The organism is Pseudarthrobacter sp. GA104 (assembly GCF_009741265.1).
GTDB lineage: Bacteria > Actinomycetota > Actinomycetes > Actinomycetales > Micrococcaceae > Arthrobacter.
Genome location: NZ_WOWL01000001.1, coordinates 1,300,410 through 1,318,545, shown reverse-complemented (window position 1 = coordinate 1,318,545; position 18,136 = coordinate 1,300,410). Strand labels below are relative to the sequence as shown.

The 18,136-nt window shown below is 66.6% G+C and carries 17 protein-coding genes, 1 tRNA gene and 1 riboswitch; of the genes, 12 read left to right on the top strand and 6 right to left on the bottom strand.

What is annotated here, in order from left to right:
* Positions 1 to 15: 15 nt before the first annotated feature.
* Positions 16 to 213, top strand: a riboswitch (cyclic di-AMP (ydaO/yuaA leader).
* A gap of 70 nt (positions 214 to 283) precedes the next feature.
* The 8 genes from GK109_RS05870 to GK109_RS05840 all read left to right on the top strand — a co-directional run bounded on the left by GK109_RS05870 (position 284) and on the right by GK109_RS05840 (position 9,188).
* A complete protein-coding gene (locus GK109_RS05870) occupies positions 284 to 955 on the top strand; it encodes a C40 family peptidase (protein ID WP_157239035.1) in 672 nt (223 codons plus the stop codon).
* Between the two features lie 159 nt (positions 956 to 1,114).
* Positions 1,115 to 1,882, top strand: coding sequence for an NlpC/P60 family protein (locus GK109_RS05865; RefSeq protein ID WP_157239034.1), 768 nt, complete (start codon positions 1,115 to 1,117; stop codon positions 1,880 to 1,882).
* A gap of 271 nt (positions 1,883 to 2,153) precedes the next feature.
* Positions 2,154 to 2,654: an HNH endonuclease gene (locus tag GK109_RS05860; RefSeq protein WP_104996890.1), complete on the top strand. Its 501-nt coding sequence runs from the start codon at positions 2,154 to 2,156 to the stop codon at positions 2,652 to 2,654.
* A 49-nt stretch (positions 2,655 to 2,703) separates the two neighbouring features.
* Complete coding sequence (locus GK109_RS05855) at positions 2,704 to 3,345, top strand: molybdenum cofactor guanylyltransferase (RefSeq protein ID WP_231754807.1); 642 nt, start codon at positions 2,704 to 2,706, stop codon at positions 3,343 to 3,345.
* Positions 3,346 to 3,361: 16 nt separating this feature from the next.
* Positions 3,362 to 3,655: a DUF6457 domain-containing protein gene (locus GK109_RS21895; protein WP_199775326.1), complete on the top strand. Its 294-nt coding sequence runs from the start codon at positions 3,362 to 3,364 to the stop codon at positions 3,653 to 3,655.
* The gene (locus GK109_RS05850; protein ID WP_157239033.1) at positions 3,652 to 5,028 is read left to right on the top strand and encodes a molybdopterin molybdotransferase MoeA; all 1,377 of its coding nucleotides are present in this window, start codon (positions 3,652 to 3,654) and stop codon (positions 5,026 to 5,028) included. Before GK109_RS21895 ends, GK109_RS05850 begins: the two co-directional genes overlap by 4 nt.
* Before the next feature lie 81 nt (positions 5,029 to 5,109).
* The gene (fdhD, locus tag GK109_RS05845) at positions 5,110 to 5,988 is read left to right on the top strand and encodes a formate dehydrogenase accessory sulfurtransferase FdhD (RefSeq protein ID WP_157239032.1); all 879 of its coding nucleotides are present in this window, start codon (positions 5,110 to 5,112) and stop codon (positions 5,986 to 5,988) included.
* Between the two features lie 149 nt (positions 5,989 to 6,137).
* Positions 6,138 to 9,188 carry a glycoside hydrolase family 38 C-terminal domain-containing protein gene (locus GK109_RS05840; RefSeq protein ID WP_157239031.1) on the top strand — a complete coding sequence of 1,017 codons (3,051 nt, stop codon included), beginning with the start codon at positions 6,138 to 6,140 and terminating at the stop codon, positions 9,186 to 9,188.
* Between the two features lie 217 nt (positions 9,189 to 9,405).
* On the opposite strand, the gene GK109_RS05835 is transcribed toward GK109_RS05840, so the two are convergent.
* Together GK109_RS05835 and GK109_RS05830 are read right to left on the bottom strand one after the other, a co-directional pair.
* Complete coding sequence (locus GK109_RS05835) at positions 9,406 to 10,143, bottom strand: hypothetical protein (RefSeq protein ID WP_157239030.1); 738 nt, start codon at positions 10,141 to 10,143, stop codon at positions 9,406 to 9,408.
* The gene (locus tag GK109_RS05830; RefSeq protein WP_157239029.1) at positions 10,140 to 10,874 is read right to left on the bottom strand and encodes a hypothetical protein; all 735 of its coding nucleotides are present in this window, start codon (positions 10,872 to 10,874) and stop codon (positions 10,140 to 10,142) included. The genes GK109_RS05835 and GK109_RS05830 overlap by 4 nt, the downstream gene beginning before the upstream one ends.
* Before the next feature lie 249 nt (positions 10,875 to 11,123).
* On the opposite strand from GK109_RS05830, the gene GK109_RS05825 reads away from it, so the two are divergent.
* The gene (locus GK109_RS05825) at positions 11,124 to 12,794 is read left to right on the top strand and encodes an ABC-F family ATP-binding cassette domain-containing protein (protein ID WP_157239028.1); all 1,671 of its coding nucleotides are present in this window, start codon (positions 11,124 to 11,126) and stop codon (positions 12,792 to 12,794) included.
* Positions 12,791 to 14,704 (top strand): ABC transporter ATP-binding protein, encoded by a 1,914-nt coding sequence (locus GK109_RS05820; RefSeq protein ID WP_157239027.1) that lies wholly within the window; start codon positions 12,791 to 12,793, stop codon positions 14,702 to 14,704. The genes GK109_RS05825 and GK109_RS05820 overlap by 4 nt, the downstream gene beginning before the upstream one ends.
* On the opposite strand, the gene GK109_RS05815 is transcribed toward GK109_RS05820, so the two are convergent.
* The 3 genes from GK109_RS05815 to GK109_RS05805 form a co-directional block, all read right to left on the bottom strand.
* Positions 14,701 to 15,138, bottom strand: coding sequence for an NUDIX domain-containing protein (locus GK109_RS05815; RefSeq protein ID WP_157239026.1), 438 nt, complete (start codon positions 15,136 to 15,138; stop codon positions 14,701 to 14,703). The genes GK109_RS05820 and GK109_RS05815 overlap by 4 nt on opposite strands.
* Positions 15,135 to 15,623, bottom strand: coding sequence for a DUF6314 family protein (locus tag GK109_RS05810; protein WP_157239025.1), 489 nt, complete (start codon positions 15,621 to 15,623; stop codon positions 15,135 to 15,137). Before GK109_RS05810 ends, GK109_RS05815 begins: the two co-directional genes overlap by 4 nt.
* Position 15,624: 1 nt before the next feature.
* Positions 15,625 to 15,697, bottom strand: a tRNA-Arg gene (locus GK109_RS05805).
* Positions 15,698 to 15,779: 82 nt separating this feature from the next.
* Between GK109_RS05805 and GK109_RS05800 the strand changes: the two genes are divergently transcribed.
* The gene (locus GK109_RS05800) at positions 15,780 to 16,535 is read left to right on the top strand and encodes a DUF998 domain-containing protein (protein WP_157239024.1); all 756 of its coding nucleotides are present in this window, start codon (positions 15,780 to 15,782) and stop codon (positions 16,533 to 16,535) included.
* Here GK109_RS05800 and GK109_RS05795 read toward each other — a convergent pair.
* Positions 16,528 to 17,157 (bottom strand): hypothetical protein, encoded by a 630-nt coding sequence (locus GK109_RS05795; protein WP_157239023.1) that lies wholly within the window; start codon positions 17,155 to 17,157, stop codon positions 16,528 to 16,530. The genes GK109_RS05800 and GK109_RS05795 overlap by 8 nt on opposite strands.
* Positions 17,158 to 17,189: 32 nt before the next feature.
* Here GK109_RS05795 and GK109_RS05790 point away from each other — a divergent pair, with 32 nt between their 5' ends.
* Positions 17,190 to 18,020, top strand: a complete 831-nt coding sequence (locus GK109_RS05790; RefSeq protein ID WP_157239022.1) for an inositol monophosphatase family protein — start codon at positions 17,190 to 17,192, stop codon at positions 18,018 to 18,020.
* Positions 18,021 to 18,136: the final 116 nt, after the last annotated feature.

Sequence of the window (18,136 nt, the reverse complement as noted above, 5' to 3'; positions counted from 1 at the left end):
CCGAAGTTGACGCTCTTGTGCGGATTGCCTAACTCTGCCACCGCTCAAGGTCCGTTCGCATTTCATCGTCTGGCAGGGGCGGGGGAACCAATTTTGGTCTTGGCTTTGGCTAAGACCTTGGGGTTAAGTCGCAAAACTTCCTTGGAAGCAGCGCGGCCGGGTGACTCCCATCCGAATCCGACAGCTCACCTCGCAGGCATTGGGAGAGGCTACCTTCGTGTCTTCACGCAATAATTCTGCGCGCCACCGTGCGCAAACGGTTCGTACCAACCCCTTGGACACTATGTCCAAGGCTGTTAGTGCCAATGCCGGGACAGTAGGTCGCCAGGCTGCCGTTATCGCCGCAGCTTCCGGTCTTATCCTCAGCATGGGCCTGCCCGCCAACGCAGCGGACACCACCGCTGGTGTTTCCGCTTCCACCGAGTCCGGCTCCGCGCAGGCTGCCCTGGCAGTCACCGCAGCCCCCACGGCCACCGTGTCGTTCGAGCGGCCCGTGGTCAAGACCACTGCCGCCCCGAAGCCGGAGCGGGTGCGCCCACAGTCCACCGCCACGGAAACGGGCGCAGCGTCGAGTTCGGAGTCTGCAGCGGACAAGCTGGCCAAGACTGTCTCTTCCGCTTCCACCTCAGGCATTGCTGCCATCGCCTACACGGGCATTGGCAGCCCCTACGTCTGGGGCGGCACCAGCCCGGTCACCGGATGGGACTGCTCCGGCTTCACCCAGTGGGTTTACGCCCAGGCCGGCATCAGCATTCCCCGCGTCAACGCCTGGACTGCCATGACCCCCACCTCCACCCCGCAGCCCGGCGACCTGGTCATGCAGAACGGCGGAGCGCACGTCGGCATCTACGTCGGCAACGGCATGATGGTCAGCGCGCTCAACCCCTCCCAGGGCACGCTGCTCCACGCCGTAGCCGCCACCGGCACCTCTTCGTTCTTCACCATCAGCAAATAGTTCTTGGACCCTCGGGTCCAAGAACTATTTCTTTGCTCCACCACGCTTTCCGCTAACACCACATCCCCGTTCGGGGCGTGCCGGCGTACCCCCAAGATGCCGGCGCGTCCACATCCCTTGGTGCCCACAACGGCCTGAGGAAAACGAAAGAGAGAACTGATGACTACTCGTGCTACCGCACGGCATCGCGCCGAGGTCACCAAAACCAGCTCAATCGCCATCATCGCCAAGGCTGTCGGCGAGAACGCCGGCGGCGTAGGCCGCCAGGCCGCTGTCATCGCCGCCGCTTCCGGCCTGGTACTGACCAGCGGCATCGCGGCGAACGCTGCCGACTCCAACGTCCAGCGCGACTCCGCTCCGGCTTCCACCCTGGAAGTTGAATCCGCCGTCGAAGCCCCCATCTCCGCGGCCTCCACAATCAACATCACCTTCGAAAAGCCCGCCGTCACCACCACGCCGGCCCCGGTTATCGAAGAACCCGCACCTGTCGAGGTCCAGGAGGCCGAGCCGGCCCCCGTCGCCCAGCCTGCTGCTCCCAAGGTCACCGCCAAGGTTTCCACGGCCTCGGCCCCTGCCGCCGCTCCCACTGCTTCCGCCAGCGGCAAGGGTGCAGCCATCCTGTCGGCTGCATACGCCCAGCTGGGTGTTATGCAGGACTGCACCATGCTGGTCACGAACTCCCTGGCAGCAGTGGGGATCAACTTCCACGACTGGCCGGCAGGCTACCTCTCCCTGGGTCGCACCGTCAGCGCTGCCGAGGCGCAGCCCGGCGACCTGATCTACTACGCTGACGGCGGTGCCGGCATGGCACACATCGCTGTCTACGCAGGCAACGGCCAGGCCGTCCACGGTGGCTACAACGGAAACCAGACGGTGGTCTTCAGCGCCAACGTCGGCTCCGGCCCCGTGTTCATCCGAGTGAACTGACCCGCCAGTTCCGGCGGTCCAGCCAGGACTCAAAAGAACCCTTGCCCTCACGGCAAGGGTTCTTTCCTTTTAACTGCGGGTTAACTGCCGGCTGCTCCAACCGTTCAGTATGTGCCGCCTGACTGGATCGACACGACCGTTCAGGGAAAGGGCGATTAGCCGATCGTGCGCTTCTATGTTTACTCTTGTGGTGTCGATCCATAGCCCGGACATGCCGAGGGCAGCCGGCCCTCGTGCCCCTGGACGGGTGCGGCCGTGAAGAGGTACGTGCATGCGCACTCTCGTTCTGAATGCTGGGTATGAGCCCCTGGCGGTGATCACTTTCCGCCGGGCGCTGGTGCTTGTGCTCACGGGCAAGGCCAGCGTGGTTGCCGAAGGCGATGATCCCGTGGTGGGACCGCAGGAAATCCTGGGCCGTCCCTCGGTGATTCTCCTGAACCGTTACATCCGGCCGAGGTACAACCAGGCCACTGCTGTCAGCCGCCGCGGAGTGCTCAGGCGCGACGGCCACAGATGCGCGTACTGCGGTAAAGCGGCCCACACCATCGACCACGTCCACCCCAAGTCCCGGGGCGGCGAGGACTCCTGGGAGAACCTGGTGGCGGCCTGCCTGCGCTGCAACAACGTCAAGGGCGACCATACGCCGGCGGAAATGGGCTGGAAACTGCGTTTCGTCCCGGAGCCACCGCATGGAACCATCTGGCAGATCAAGGAACTTGAGAAGCCCACCCCAGCCTGGGATCCGTTCCTTCTGCCGGAGCGGGCCGCCTGACCGGAACCTTCGGCACGCCCGCAGCGCCGCCGATGGCTAGGCTGGGGGCATGGAACAGAAGCGGCTGGACTTCAATGCAGTGATCCTGGCCGGCGGCCGGTCTTCCCGGTTGGGCGGGGTGCCGAAACAGGGCTTGGTTTTCCATCATGACACCCTCCTCCAGCGCGCCCTGGCCGCTGCAGCGGGTGCTGCGCGGACGGCGGTGGTGGGCCCGGACGCCGGACATTCTGTCCCCGGGGTGCTTTTCTGCCGGGAAGAGCCGGAGTTCGCGGGTCCGGCAGCTGCCATCTCCGCCGGACTTGACGCCTTGGCCCGGGACGGACACGAGGCGGAGTTCACTTTGGTGCTGGCGTGTGACATGCCGCTGGTCCGGGACGCAGTGGAGGCACTGGTGGCCGCCATGGTTTCGGCGAACGCCGACGGCGCCATGGCACGCGCGGAAGACGGCCGGCTCCAGCCTCTGGCCGGTTTTTACCGCACGGCTGCGTTAAAAACGTCGGCGGCACAGCTCTCGTCCCGTGGTGCCCTTATTAACGGCTCCGTGCGCTCCCTCCTTGCTAGTCTGGAGGTGCAGCCTGTCACCGTCCCTGCAGGTTCCACGGCAGACGTGGACACCTGGGATGATGCCGCCGCACTAGGGATTGCCGCCGGCAACCAGGACAAAGGCCAGGACCGGCGCAGCCGCAGTTAAATAGGGAGGCACGTTCGTGAAAAGCCAGGATGAAACGCTGGAGGAGTGGTGCAGGTCCCTCCTCCAGGCCTATGAACTGGAGGACGTCCAGGTGGACGTCAACGCCATCCTTGCCTTGGCCGGTGTGGCCGCCCACTCGGTGGTCCGTCCGGCGGCGCCCCTGACGACGTTCATTGCCGGGTATGCCGCCGGCCTGGCGTCCGGCTCGGGCCGGGCACCCAATGCTGCTTCCATGGAGTCCGCCCTGGCCGTGGCCCGTTCCCTGGCTGCCGACTACGATGCTGAAGCCGCCGGGGCTCCCGGCGAATGACGAAGGAGTCCCAGGAAGCAGCGGATGCACCCGAGGGCGGGCAGCCGAGGCACCTCGACCATACGTGGGAAGAAGCCCGGCAGGCAGCTTTCGACGCCGGCACTCCAATCCCCGCCGGCCCTGTTCCTTTGGAGCTGGCCCTCGGACGCAGGCTGGACCAGGACATTGTGGCCCTGCAGGAGATGCCCCACTATGCGTCATCGGCGATGGACGGCTGGGCCGTTAATGGCACGGGGCCGTGGATCCTGGTGGATGCAGGTTTGCCGCTGGCTCCGCACCAGGCCAGTCCCATTGCCACGGGGGGACTCATACCGCCCGGGGCGAAGGCGGTGCTGCGCAGCGAAAGCGCCCGCCTGGACAAAGACGAAGACGGGCTGCCCGTCCTGGTGACCGGCGGCACTGCCCGACCTGGCGAGCCCCGTGCAGGCCAGCATGTCAGGAAAGCAGGGGAGGAGGCCTCGGAAGGGGACATCCTGGTCAAGGCCGGCGTGGTGCTGAACCCTGCGCACCTGGCCCTCGCAGCCCTGGCCGGTTATGACGAACTTGTGGTCCAGGGAAAACCCCTGGTCCGGCTGCTGCTGACCGGTTCCGAAGTGGTTGAAAGCGGCCTGCCGGTTCCGGGGCAGGTGCGTGACACCTTCGGCCCGCAGCTACCGGCCGTGGTGGGCATGCTGGGCGGGCTGCCGGGCGGACAGCAACGGATCGGCGATTCGTACGCTGAATGGCTGGCGGCACTGGAGGACGTGGTCCCCGGGGTGCCGGGCGCGCCGGACCTGCCGGCCGACGTCGTCATCACCACAGGCGGGACCGGAAAATCCGGCACCGACCACCTTCGCCGGGCCGTGCGGGAGCTGGGCGGGCGGCTGATCATTGACGGCGTGGCCATGCGTCCCGGACACCCGGCCGTCCTGGCCGAACTTCCGGACGGGCGGTTCGTGCTTGGACTGCCGGGTAACCCCCTTGCAGCCATGATGGCACTTTCCACGGTGGGGGCCCCGCTGCTGGCGGCGCTGGGACACCGCACGCTGCCGGCCGTGCAGGAGGTTCCCTGCGGAACCACCCTCGACCCCGAACCCGGGCGCACACGCCTGGTCCCGTTTCGCCTGCTTTACGGCATGGCCTCTCCGGCCCAGCACACCGGCCCGGGCATGATGCGCGGGCTGGCTTCAGCGGACGGCGTTCTGGTTGTGCCTCCCCACGGGGTGCAGCTGGGAGAGCTGGTGCCCGCCTTTGCCCTTCCCTGGGGGCCGCCCATCCCGGCGCCGCCCGAGCCCGCCGCCAAGACGAAGGCGCGCACTGCCGGACGGACGGGCAAGCCGGCCGCCAAACCGGCGCCGGCCGGCCCCGTAGACTGGAGCGCACTCCTTGGCTGAGGCCTGCCAACGTGCTGCAGCCACGCTGGCATCGCCCCAAGGCAGTTGCGATGATGGACATATGGACAGGAACGGTGGGATATGGGACGCGTGACCCAGCGCCGCAAGGTGCACAAGTATGTGCTGGACGGTTCCCCGAACGCCCTCGAGTTTCCGGTCCGGTACCGGGAGGACGTCCTGGCGGTGGAAGAGCCGCTGGAAATCCGGCTGGGAAGCCTGTCCTACTCGGTAACCATGCGCACGCCGGGGGATGACTTCGACCTCGTGGCCGGGTTCCTCGTGTCAGAGGGCGTCATCTGGGAGTCCGGCCAGCTCGTTTCGCTGCGCTTTTGCGCCGGGGAAGACGAAAACGGGGTGCAGACCTTCAACGTGGTGGAGGCCCAGTTGCGGCCCGGCGTGGAGCTTCCTTCCATCGGCCGGCACGTCTACACCTCCAGTTCATGCGGCATCTGCGGGACCGACTCCATAGAATCCGTCCGGAAATCCTCGCACTTCAACCCCGCTGGGGATCCGCTGAGCGTCTCCGCGGAGGTGCTTGCCTCGCTTCCGGGCATCCTCCGGGAGTCCCAGCGCCTGTTCGATGACACCGGCGGCGTCCATGCTGCCGGGCTCTTCAGGATAGGGGACGACGGCGGCCCCCAGCTTCTGTGCCTTCGGGAGGATGTGGGGCGGCACAATGCGGTGGACAAGGTTGTGGGGTGGGCCCTGCGGGAAGGTTTGCTGCCGCTGCGCGGCACCGTGCTCCAAGTCTCCGGCCGGGCATCCTTCGAGCTGGTCCAAAAGGCTGCGCTCGCCGGAATCCCCGTCCTCGCTGCGGTCAGTGCGCCGTCGAGCCTTGCCGTCGAACTCGCCGAGGCCAGCGGAGTGACCCTCGCCGGCTTCAGCAGGGGAACCAGTCTTAACATCTATGCCGGTGACGGAAGGATACGGCGGCCGGTGGCCGCGGCGCCGCCGTCTTAAGCTTGGGCCGCCGTCGTAAGCTTGACTTGCGCGCAGGTCAGCGTCCGGGATGCGTTTTCCGAAAGGGTTGGTAAACGGGCTACCAGCGGGTAGATTTATCCATCGAATGGACAGCATGGTCCAGTCCCAACCGCTGAAGAGGGCCCACATTGCATGACGACCGCCGGATAACGGAAGTCCGCCTCCAAAGGTTCGTGCGTGAACGGATTAGCCCGGCGGTCTACGGCCGGAGCCTTCCCCTTACCCTGAGCAGCTGGGATGCGCCCGATGAGCCAGTCCCCGCGCTGGAGGCAATGCGGCAGGACTTCCAGCCCCAGGAACACGGGGCTCCCTGGGGGAAGCCTTGGGGGACCAAATGGCTCCGGCTCCAGGGCGAAGTCCCCGAATCGTGGGGCACCGGGCCGGACACCACTGTTGAAGTGCTCGTGGACCTCGGTTTCACCACCGAAATTCCCGGCTTCCAGTGCGAAGGCCTGGCCTGGCGTCCGGACGGCACCACCATCAAGGCTGTCTCGCCCAGGAACCAGTACATACCGCTGAAGCTGCTGGGTGGCGGCATGGCGGTGGACTTCTACGTGGAAGCCGCCGCGAACCCGGACGTCGCGCAGGGCTGGACCTTCGCCCCCATGCCGTACGGTGACAAATCCACGGCCGGGACGGCGCCGCAGTACCGGCTGGGGAACATCGCCATTGCGGAACTGAACCAGGCGGTCTGGGAACTCCAGCAGGATATCCGGACCCTTTCCGGCCTGATGGCGGAACTGCCGCTGGAACTGCCGCGGCGGCATGAGATCCTCCGCGCCCTTGAACGCATGATGGACGTCATGGACCCGGACGATGTTCCCGGTACCGCCGCAGCGGGACGTGAAGCACTTGCCGAAGTACTGGCCCGGCCGGCCTATGCCTCAGCCCACCAGCTGGTGGCCACCGGCCACGCGCACATCGACTCCGCCTGGCTCTGGCCGGTGCGCGAGACGGTCCGCAAGTGTGCACGGACCTTCTCCAACGTGGTGTCCCTGATGGATGAAAACCCGGACTTTGTGTTCTCCTGCTCCTCCGCGCAGCAGCTGGCCTGGATCAAGGAGCTCTACCCTGAACTGTTCAGCCGCATCCGCGAGAAGGTCCGCTCTGGCCAGTTTGTCCCCGTGGGCGGAATGTGGGTCGAGTCGGACACCAATATGCCCGGCGGTGAGGCCATGGCACGCCAGTTCGTGGAGGGCAAGGGCTTCTTCATGGCGGAATTCGGCGTTGAGTGCCACGAAGCCTGGCTGCCTGATTCATTTGGCTACTCTGCGGCGCTGCCGCAGATCGTCAAGTCTGCCGGCAGCCACTGGTTCCTGACCCAGAAGATCTCCTGGAACCAAACCAACAAGTTTCCCCACCACACCTTCAACTGGGAGGGCATTGACGGCACCAGGCTCTTCACCCACTTCCCGCCGGTAGACACCTACAACTCGGAGCTGACCGGCCGCGAACTGGCACACGCGGAACGCAACTACCGGGACCACGGGCGCGGCACCGTGTCCCTGGTGCCGTTCGGCTACGGCGACGGCGGTGGCGGACCAACGCGGGAAATGCTGGCGGCAGCGTCGCGCGCCGCCAACCTGGAAGGCTCGCCCAAGGTCCGGATCGGCTCGGCCGAGAGCTTTTTCACGCAGGCGGAGGAAGACTACCCCGTCCTGCCTGTCTGGGTTGGCGAGATGTACCTCGAACTGCACCGCGGAACCTACACCAGCCAGGCCAGGACAAAGAAGGGCAACAGGCGCAGTGAGCACCTGCTGCGGGAGGCCGAACTGTGGTGCACCACGGCCGCGGTCCGTGCCAGCGGCGGATACGCCTACCCGGCCGCTGAGCTCAAGCGGCTGTGGCAGCTGGTGCTGCTGCAGCAGTTCCATGACATCCTTCCGGGCAGCGCCATTGCCTGGGTGCACCAGGATGCCGAGCGCAACTACCAGGCAATCGGTGAAGCCCTTGAAGCAATCATCAGCCAGGCTGCCGCCGCCACGCTGGGCAACGGCGAGCGGACCTTCCTGCTGAACGCAGCGCCGCATGCCAGGGCCGGCGTTCCCGCCCTGGCTGCGGGCGAACCTGCCGCGCCGGCCGGAGAGGTCCATGCCAAGGCCCATGACGGCGGCTACGTCCTGGACAACGGCGTCATCCGCGCGGTGCTGGACGGTAGCGGGCTTCTCACGTCATTGGTGGATCATGCCACCGGCCGCGAAGCCATTGCGCCGGGCCAGCGCGGCAACCTCCTCGAACTGCACCGGGACACGCCCAACGAATGGGACGCCTGGGACATCGACGGGTTCTACCGGCGCAACGTCACGACGCTGACCCAGGCGGCATCCGTGCGGTTGAGCCGGGAAGGGGCAGAGGCTGTCGTCACGGTGGAGCGGCTTGCCGGCGCGTCCCCCGTTACGCAGCACATCAGCCTTGCGGCCGGCAGCCCGTCCCTTTCCATCACCACATCCGTGGGCTGGCAGGAACGCGAAAAGCTGCTCAAGCTCGGGTTCGCCCTGGATGTCCGGGCGGAGAGGTCTGCGGCCGAGACGCAGTTCGGCCACGTCTTCCGGCCCACGCACACCAATACGTCCTGGGAAACGGCAAAGTTCGAAATCTGCGCACACCGGTGGATCCACGTGGCCGAGCCGGGGTACGGCGTGGCCATTTCCAACTCCTCCACCTACGGGCACGATGTCACGCGGAGCATCAGGGAGTCCGACGGCGGCACCACCACTACCGTGCGGCTCTCACTGCTGCGCGCCCCGAAGTTCCCGGATCCCGACGCCGACCGCGGGCTTCATGAACTCACCGTCACCATCCGTCCGGGAGCCGGTATTGCCGATGCCGTGGAGGAAGGCTACCGGACCAACCTCGTGCCCCGGCTGGTCCGCGGCGCTTCGCCGGTGGAACCGCTCTTCTCCGTGACGAATCCTGCGCTGGTCATTGAAGCGGTCAAGCTGGCCGAGGACGGGTCCGGCGACGTGGTTGTCCGCCTGTACGAGTCACTGGGCGAGCGCTCTGCGGGGAAGCTCACGGCGAACTTTCCGGTGCGGCGCGTCACTGCCGTCGACTTGCTGGAGCGCCCGGTCCCCGCACCCGGAGTGGAAACGTGCCGGGACGGAGCGGATCTGGTTCTGCGGCCGTTCCAGCTGGTGACCCTCAGGCTTGCCAGGGAGACTCGCCCGGCCCCTAAATGAGCATGAGGGGCGGGGGCTTGGCGCCCCGAAAACAGCGTTAAATAGGCTGAGTGGGGGCGGTCCCCAACGTCCCGCCACCACTCATCCCCCCAATGCATGCGAAGGCCCCCGGAACGCAAGCGTTCAAGAAATATCCCCGTTCGCAAACGCCGTGCGCTCCACCTTCACACATTCATGATTGTTTCACATTCTAATGTTTTTGTGAAAGCCCGCTTTGTTACTTTTCGGTATATGTCCTTTTGGTGGACAAAGGCCTGCCGCTGCGCACCCGCGCCGCCCAGATCAGCGCCAGCCCAACCACGTAACACAGCACGGCGGTGTAGTTGACCACGAACATGATGGCGCCCCATCCCGGAGGCACCAGTGGAAACAGCAGGCTGAGGCCAATCGCCACGCCGCCCAGGGCAAGAAGGGCGGCTGCCACCCGCACCAGCACCGGCAGCCGGCTCCGGACTGCCCGCACCATGGCGGGCAGCAGGACGAGGCCTACATATGCGGGGTAGGCGCGGCCCGCGGCACCGTAGTACTGGGCCAGGATGGCGTTGTGCTGGTTTCTGACCGACGGTGCCGACAGTCCCGCCGATGAACCGGTGGTGTCCATCATGAAGAACACCGCTGTCATCACCAGCGAAACGACCGCCAGCACCATCATGCCGGGCTTTCCCGTGATGAGCCGGTACGCGCCTTCAGCACCGAAGCCGCGCGTGACGCGTATCCCGATGAAATAGATGGCGGCAAAGATGATGAAGCGCAGCAGCAGGTTGGCAAGGTTGATGCCGCCCAAAGCCTGGTCGATGGCTACGTACGGCGCCTCGATGCTCAAGAGGATGGCTGCGGTCATCAGGGCGAAGATATAGAAGAGCGACCTGTTCTCGCCGCGCAGGGCGCTGGGGAGGCGGGCAGCCGCAACAAGGCCGCAGATGGCAAGAGTGGACCACTGAAGAATTTCGATCATCCCAGGTTCTCCCAGATCTTTTCGGTCTGCGCCTGGTCTTGCTCCTGGCGCCGCAGTACCTTGCCCAGTGCCTGCAGCCTGTCGCCGGCCAGGGCGGTGAGGTCGCCGTCGGACAGGCTGTCCAAGGCCCGCTGCCGGGCGCCGGCCGGCCAACCGGCCTCTTCCTCCGTGATGAGGCCGGTAGCCACCAGCCCGCCTGTGGGTCCGACGCCCGCGGCGAGGGACGTGGCTATGGCCAGTTCAGGGGACAGCCGGTTCGCGGTCAGCTGGGCAGAGTAGTTCTGGGGCGCAACCCCCGTGGCAGCCGATACGCGGTGCCGCAGTTCGCCGTCGTCGATTGCATCAACCCAGTTCTTGACCGAAGTGGAATGCGGCGCCGCAGAGAGCGGCAGGGGTTCCTTCCCTGGGGCGGCTGCTTCCATCGCCGGCCGCGCCAGCAGTGCCTGCAGGAGGTCGGCCGTGGAAATCTGGCTCACCAGCTCACACCGGGTGGGCGGAGGCAGGGGACCGGCCAGGTCCCGGTAGGCCTCGAAGGTGGCGAGGGCCGCAACAGGATTGACGCCGTAGGCGCGGCTGATGCTCACGACAGTGCCCACGGCGACTTTCCCGCGGACCAGCTGCTGGGCGAGCGTGGTCCGCTTGATCCCGGAGATCCTGCAGACATCTGCCGTGCTGGCGTCCGGCGCAATGCCTTGCAGCCAGCGCTGGAACGCCTTGGCGGGGATGGTCATGGAGGGCTCTCTGCAGAACGGGTGTTTCGTTGATTTTAGCCTGCCCCTTGAGTCCCGGTTTTACCCGCGCAGCCGTTTCGACTATGCTTGATGGTCGAGCCCGTTGGTCCGTACACCCCCCAAGTCCGGACCAGCGGGTTCTTTCATGTCCTGCGGCCCGCGCACCTTCCTCCCGGGCAATCGGCATGGCCCTGCCGGCCGGTTTTAGGCAGAAAAGACGCTGCGCAACAGCGGCGAAAGGATGGATCAATGACTGCAACCCTCGTAGCCAAGGACGTTTCCGGCGGTCATGACCACCGGCAGCTTTTCTCCGGGCTTTCCCTGACCGTCGCGCCCGGGGACGTAGTGGGCGTGGTGGGTGCCAACGGAGCCGGGAAGTCGACGCTGCTCCGGCTTCTGGCGGGCGTGGACGAGCCGCAGGACGGCTCGGTCAGTCTTGCCCCTGCCGACGCTTTCGTGGGGTGGCTTCCCCAGGAGCATGAACGGGTGCCGGGTGAAACCGTTGCGGGGTACATTGCGCGGCGCACGGGTTGTGCACAGGCCACGGCCGACATGGAAGCCACGGCGGAGGCGCTCGGAGCAGGTGCCCCGGGAGCCGATGATGCCTATGCACTGGCTTTCGACCGGTGGATGGCTTCGGGTGCGGCCGACCTGGACGACCGGCTTCCAGCGGTATTGGCGGACCTTGGGCTGGAGACCGGCCCGGATGCGGCCATGACGGCCCTTTCCGGCGGGCAGGCCGCGCGGGTTGCGCTGGCTGCGCTGCTCTTGAGCCGGTTTGACGTGGTGCTGCTGGATGAACCCACCAATGACCTTGATCTGGAGGGCCTCGACAAGCTCGAGGACTTCGTCAAAGGCCTGCGTGGCGGTGCTGTGCTGGTGAGCCACGACCGCGAGTTCCTGGCCCGCTGTGTCACCACGGTGGTGGAACTGGACCTGGCGCAGAATGCCGTGGCCGTTTACGACGGCGGCTATGACGCCTTCCTCGAGGAACGCGCCGTTGCCCGGCGGCACGCCCGCGAAAAGTACGAGGAGTTTGCGGCCACCAAGGCCGACCTGGTGTCCCGGGCCCGGACCCAGCGTGAATGGAGCTCGCAGGGCGTCCGGAATGCCATGAAAAAGAGCCCGGACAATGACAAGATCCGCCGCGCCGCCAGCACCGAGTCTTCAGAGAAGCAGGCCCAGAAAGTGCGGCAGATGGAGTCCCGCATTGCGAGGCTGGATGTGGTGGAAGAGCCGCGGAAAGAATGGCAACTCCAGTTCTCCATCGGCAAGGCACCCCGCTCCAGTTCCGTGGTTGCGACGCTCCGCGATGCCGTGGTCCGGCAGGGCGGCTTCACCCTGGGACCCGTCAACTTCCAGCTCAACGCGGGGGAGCGGATTGGCATTACCGGACCCAACGGTGCCGGGAAGTCCACCCTGCTGCGGCTGCTGCTGGGCGGCATCGAGCCCGATTCCGGCAGTGCCGCCATGGGGGCCTCCGTGGCCATTGGCGAGATTGACCAGGCCCGCGGGCTGCTGGCCGGCAACCTGACCCTGGCTGACGCCGTCGAGGCAGTCCTGGTGGATCTGACCGCGGCCGAGGTCCGCACCCTGCTTGCCAAGTTCGGCCTAAGGGCGGACCACACGTCCCGGACCGTCGACTCCCTGTCGCCGGGCGAGCGGACCCGGGCCGCGCTCGCGCTGCTGCAGGCCCGCGGCGTGAACCTCCTGGTCCTGGATGAGCCCACCAACCACCTTGACCTTCCCGCCATCGAGCAGCTGGAGGAGGCCCTGGAAAGCTACGATGGTTCGCTGCTTTTGGTGACCCACGACCGGCGGCTCCTGGAAAACGTGCGGCTGGATGTACGTTGGAATGTGGATAACGGCGTCATTACGGAAATGCCGGGCGCCAGCGCCCCGAAAGGCACCAGAAAATGAGTATGGACCGGGTGGCCTGGAGCTCCCTCTACAACATCGCCCGCGCTACGAACGGCTCCAAGCCGTTCTCCAAGGAGCTCCTCAAGCGCGTGTTCGGCTTCGCCCGGCCGCATCGCGGAAAGCTCACCGCCTTTGTGCTGCTGTCCATCGTGATGGCGGTCCTTGCGGTGGCCACACCCGTGCTCGCAGGCCAGGTGGTCGACGCGATCATCGCGAAGGCGGACGCCGGAACGGTGATATGGCTGGCGGTGCTGATCGCGGTCGCAGCCGTGGCAGAAGCCGGGCTTGGACTGGTGACGCGCTGGCTGTCCTCTTCGATCGGTGAGGGCGTGATCCTGGACCTGCGCACCAAGGTTTTCGACCACGTGCAGAAGATGCCGATAGCGTTCTTCACGCGTACCCGCACCGGCGCGCTGGTCAGTCGCCTCAACAACGATGTGATCGGCGCGCAGTCGGCTTTCGCCGGCACGCTCTCCGGCGTGGTCAGCAACGTGGTGGCGCTGGCCTTGACGCTGGTGGTGATGCTGAACAAGTCCTGGCTGGTGACTGTGCTGGCCATGATCCTGCTTCCGATCTTCCTGATCCCGGCCCGCCGGATGGGTTCCAGGCTGGCGGAGCTGCGCCGCGAGGCCGCCGAACACAACGCCACCATGGGCACGCAGATGACGGAGCGTTTCTCCGCCCCCGGCGCCACGCTGGTAAAGCTCTTCGGCCGCCCGGACGAAGAATCCCGCGAATTCGCCCTCCGGGCCGGCCGGGTGCGGGACATCGGCGTCCGCACGGCAATGCTCCAGTTCACCTTTGTCACGGCACTGACCCTGGTCTCCGCACTGGCTCTCGCCCTGGTCTACGGCCTGGGCGGATGGCTGGCGCTCGGAGGCCAACTCGCCGCAGGCGACGTTGTTGTGCTGGCTTTGCTGCTTACCCGGCTCTACGCCCCGCTGACCGCACTCTCCAATGCCCGGGTGGAGATCATGAGCGCCCTGGTCAGCTTTGAGCGCGTGTTCGAGATCCTGGACCTCAAGCCGCTCATCCGGGAAAAGCCGGATGCGGTGGAATCGCCGCGCGGCCCGCTCTCGGTGGAGTTCGACAACGTCCGCTTCTCCTACCCCTCTGCGGACAAGGTCTCCCTGGCTTCACTCGAAGACGTCTCCATCCTTGACACCCGCGGCGGGGAGGAAGTCCTGCACGGTATCAGTTTCCGGGTGGAGCCCGGGCAGACCGTGGCGCTGGTGGGCTCCTCCGGCGCCGGCAAGTCGACCATCGCGCAGCTGCTGGCCCGGCTCTACGATGTGGATTCCGGCGCCGTCCGTTTCGGCGGCGTGGAGCGGGGCGCCGGGGTGGATGTCCGCGACCTGACCTTCGACTCCATGCGGCAGACCTTGGGCATGGTCACGCAGGACGGCCACCTCTTCCACGAATCCATCGCCTCCAACCTTCGGCTTGCCAGGCCGGATGCCACGGAAGCGGACATGTGGGAGGCCATCCGGCAGGCCAGGCTGGAAACCATGATCCGTTCCCTGCCGGACGGGCTGGACACCGTGGTGGGGGAGCGCGGCTACCGGCTTTCGGGCGGTGAACGGCAGCGCCTCACCATTGCGCGGCTGCTTATCGCCCAGCCGCGGGTGGTCATCCTCGATGAAGCAACGGCTGCCCTTGACTCCACCAACGAAGCGGCCGTGCAGGCGGCCCTGGGGGCCGCGCTCGAGGGGCGCACCGCCGTCGTGATTGCGCACCGCCTGTCCACGGTCCGGGCCGCGGACGCCATCCTGGTAGTGGAGGACGGCCGGATCGTGGAACGCGGGACCCACACCGAACTGCTTGCTGCCGAAGGGCGGTACGCCGAGCTTTACCGGACGCAGTTCAACGAGGCCACGGCAGTAGCCCAGGAAGCAGTTCCGGAGTTCTAGGCTCCCAAGGGAGCGCTGCCCGGCCTGGCGGCGAGCTCGGGCAGGATGTGGTCCGTCAGCAGCGGTGCCAGGTCTTCGACGGGTTCCGTGCCGCTGCCCAGGGCAGCCAGGTCCAGCCAGCGGATTTCTTCGATCTCCGCCGAGGGGCGGGCCGCCCATGTGCCCGGCGCAGTGAAGACGGTGGCTTCAATATCAGTGGCGGCCTCGTTCGCGGCATCGGCAATCCAGACGCCCATCAGCTGCAGTTCACGTGGGTCGAGGACGATGCCAACTTCTTCAGCCAGCTCCCGGGCTGCCGCCTGGACAGCTGTTTCGCCGGCCTCCGGCTTCCCGCCCGGGTGCATGAACATTGCCGTGCCGCGCTTCCTCACCGTGAGGAGCCGGCCGGCGTCGTCGAACACGCAGACGGCGGAGACCACAATGCGGTCCTTCATGCGGCAACGCCCGGGATCCGGACCAGATGCGAGGCCAGCAGCAGGTCCTTCTTTGGGCCCTTCACGTCCCACGTGTAGCTGAAGCTGTTGGCGTCCCCGTAGGTGTGGGCGACGCGGTAGGTGTCGGGATCGCACCAGTGCTGGTCCAGGTTCGCCTCCGGGGTGAAGCTCATGGTGTGGAAGGGGCGGCCGTCCGGGAAGAAAACGTCCAGCGCGTCCGGGCGGGCTGTGCTTTTCAGCAGGTATTCGCGGGAAGCGGGGCCTGTAAAGGACGGCCAGCGCATGGTGCCTTCCTCGCGAAGGGCCAGGCCGTCGTCGTCCGTGGGAGCAAAATGCACGACGCCGGAAAAGGTGCCGCGGGTGCCCTCCGCGCGGTCCAGCAGGTCCCGCTGGACGGCCCACCGTCCCGCCTCTGCGGCGCGGCCGGGCCCGTTGGTGCCAAGGAGGTAGGCGCGAAGCCGGAACTCCGGGGAAGGATCGTTCAAGTGCCCTCGATTGGAATCGAACCAACGACACCGGCTTTAGGAGAGCCGTGCTCTATCCACTGAGCTACGAGGGCTTGCGTCCGTAGGATCGGCGGGCCAGTCCGGCCGGACACGGATACAAGCATACAAGGTGCGGGGCCGTACTACGCTCAAGGCATGAGTTCAGCGCCGTCCGCCGCCCCAGCCTTCGCCTTCATTCCGGACACCACCTCCACACGGCAGTACATCGGCGCGTGGTCCGTCCTGAGCGTGCTGCAATATTTCGCGGCGGAGGCGGCAGTGATCGGAGCGTGGGCAGGACCCGCAGCCTACGACCTCCGGACCGGCTATATCAGCGACCTCGGGGCACTGAACTGCGGAATCTATGACGGCCGCCAGGTGTGTTCCCCGCTGAACTGGCTGATGAACGCCTCGTTCGTGGTCCAGGGCCTGGGGATGCTGCTGGGTGCTGTTTTGCTGACCTCCGGGCTGCTGTGCGTGGCGGCCCGGGCGGATCTATGGGCACTGCCGCGGCGGCGGCCCTGGATGGCGGCTGTCTGGGTGCGGATCCTGACCGGGGCGGCCGGGGCCGGGACTGTGATCGTGGGACTGGTGCCGGAGGATGCGGGCTCCAGCTGGCACCTCGTGGGCGCTGTGGTGTACTTCCTCACCGGGGCGGCCGCCCTGTTGGTGCTGGGCGTCCTTTGGCTGCGGAAGACCGCTTTCGCCTGGTTCATCCTGGCCTGCGGTGCCGTTTCCTCCGCTGCTTTGGTAACCGGCGGGCTGACGCGCATGGACGTGCCGGAGCCGGGCACGCTGGAGCGGCTGATGGGCTACCCGGTCACGGTGGGCATGGCCACCGCAGGCTTGGTGATTGCGCACCGCGTGCACCGGCACCGCAAGGAGGTCCGGGCGCGGGCTGCGGTCAGCTAGCTGCCTTCGGCTTCCGGGTACCGAGGACGACTGCGGCAGCGCCCGCGAGCAGGTTCAGGACCAGCAGGACCCAGCCGGCAACGGTGAGGCCGGATGCAAGGGCAACCTGGCCGGCGTCGGGTGTTTCTGCTCCCAGCATGCCGTCGATAGCCACGTTTGCCCAGAGCCGCACCACGACGAAGAGCAGCGGGAGAGCCCAAAGCGCCCAGCGCAGCGCCTTCCGGCCAACGTTCGTGCCGATCAGCAGCAGCCACGTGAACCCGAAGATCAGCGGAAACAGGGTGCCCGCCGTCTTGTGCACGTAGTTGAGCTGACCAAGGGCGTCCGCGTCCATGGCGGCCTGCAGCGTGCCGACGTAGGAGGGGTCGAAACCGCCAATGAGGGAGTCCGGCATGGCCAGGCCGCCGGAGAGTTGCCGGAGCTGGTCCAGGGTCAGCAGGTGCAGGTACCAGAAAAGGAACAGGCTGGCCACGACGCCCGCGATGAGGATGAGGTTGCTGTTGCTTTGGGCTTTTTGCGGGGTACGGGCCGTGGTGGGGTTCACCACGGGCGGGAGGTGGTGCTGGGGTACCGCCGCCCTGGAACCGTGCTTCTTGATCCGCTGGGCAGGTGTCTTGGCCATGGCACCATTATCGCGCCCCATAAACTGAAGCCATGACCATTGGCCGGCACAGCGCTGTTGAACTTGACCCTTCACTTGACGACTATCAGCTTGCGGCCGCCTTGGTGCGCGAGGCCGGCCAATTGGCGCTCCTGATGCGGATGGCAGGCCTGCAGTCGCAGCAGAAGACGTCCATCTCGGATGTCGTGACAGCGGCCGACCATGCAGCGGAAGCCTATGTCCTGGAGCAGCTGCAGCGCTGCCGGCCCCAGGACGGCATCCTGGGTGAGGAAGGCGCGTCCGTGCAGGGCAGCAGCGGCCGCACCTGGGTGATTGATCCCGTGGACGGCACCTACAACTTCCTGCACGGCTCCACATACTGGTGCTCGGCCATCGCCCTGAAAGACCAGTCCGACGTGGTGCTGGGCGCCATCTTCCAGCCGGAGGAGGACAAGCTCTGGCTGGGTGGACGGTCGCACCCCGCCACCCTGAACGGCGAACAGCTGACGGTTTTCCACGACAACAGGGGAGAGCGGAACGCGACCGCCGTTGCCGAGCTGGGGGCGGCCACCTATATCCACCCCAGCTGGCTGATGGACCCCCTCTGCGCCATGCCCTGGCATGCGGCGGCAACATCGGCCGCTGCCCTGCGGATGCTCGGCTCCGGCTCCTGCGACCTTGGCAGGGTAGCGGATGGGCAGATCGGCTGCTGGTTCCAGCACAGCTGCCCGGAATGGGACTGGCTGCCCGGCAAAGCGATCGTGCGGGCCGCCGGAGGTGCTGTGGACACCGTGCGCGTGAACGGGCTGGAATGGTTCATGGCAGGAGGCGCGACGGCGGTACGCGAGTTGCGTGCGGCCCTCGCGTCAGGTTCGGTGGCCTAGGGGCATGCCACAGCCCAGGCACGGCACGCACCCCTCAGCGCTATGTGGATAAAGCGCCGTAATCCACAGCCTGGAACTGGGTGTCGGCCCCACCGCCTAGACTTGTAGGCACCATG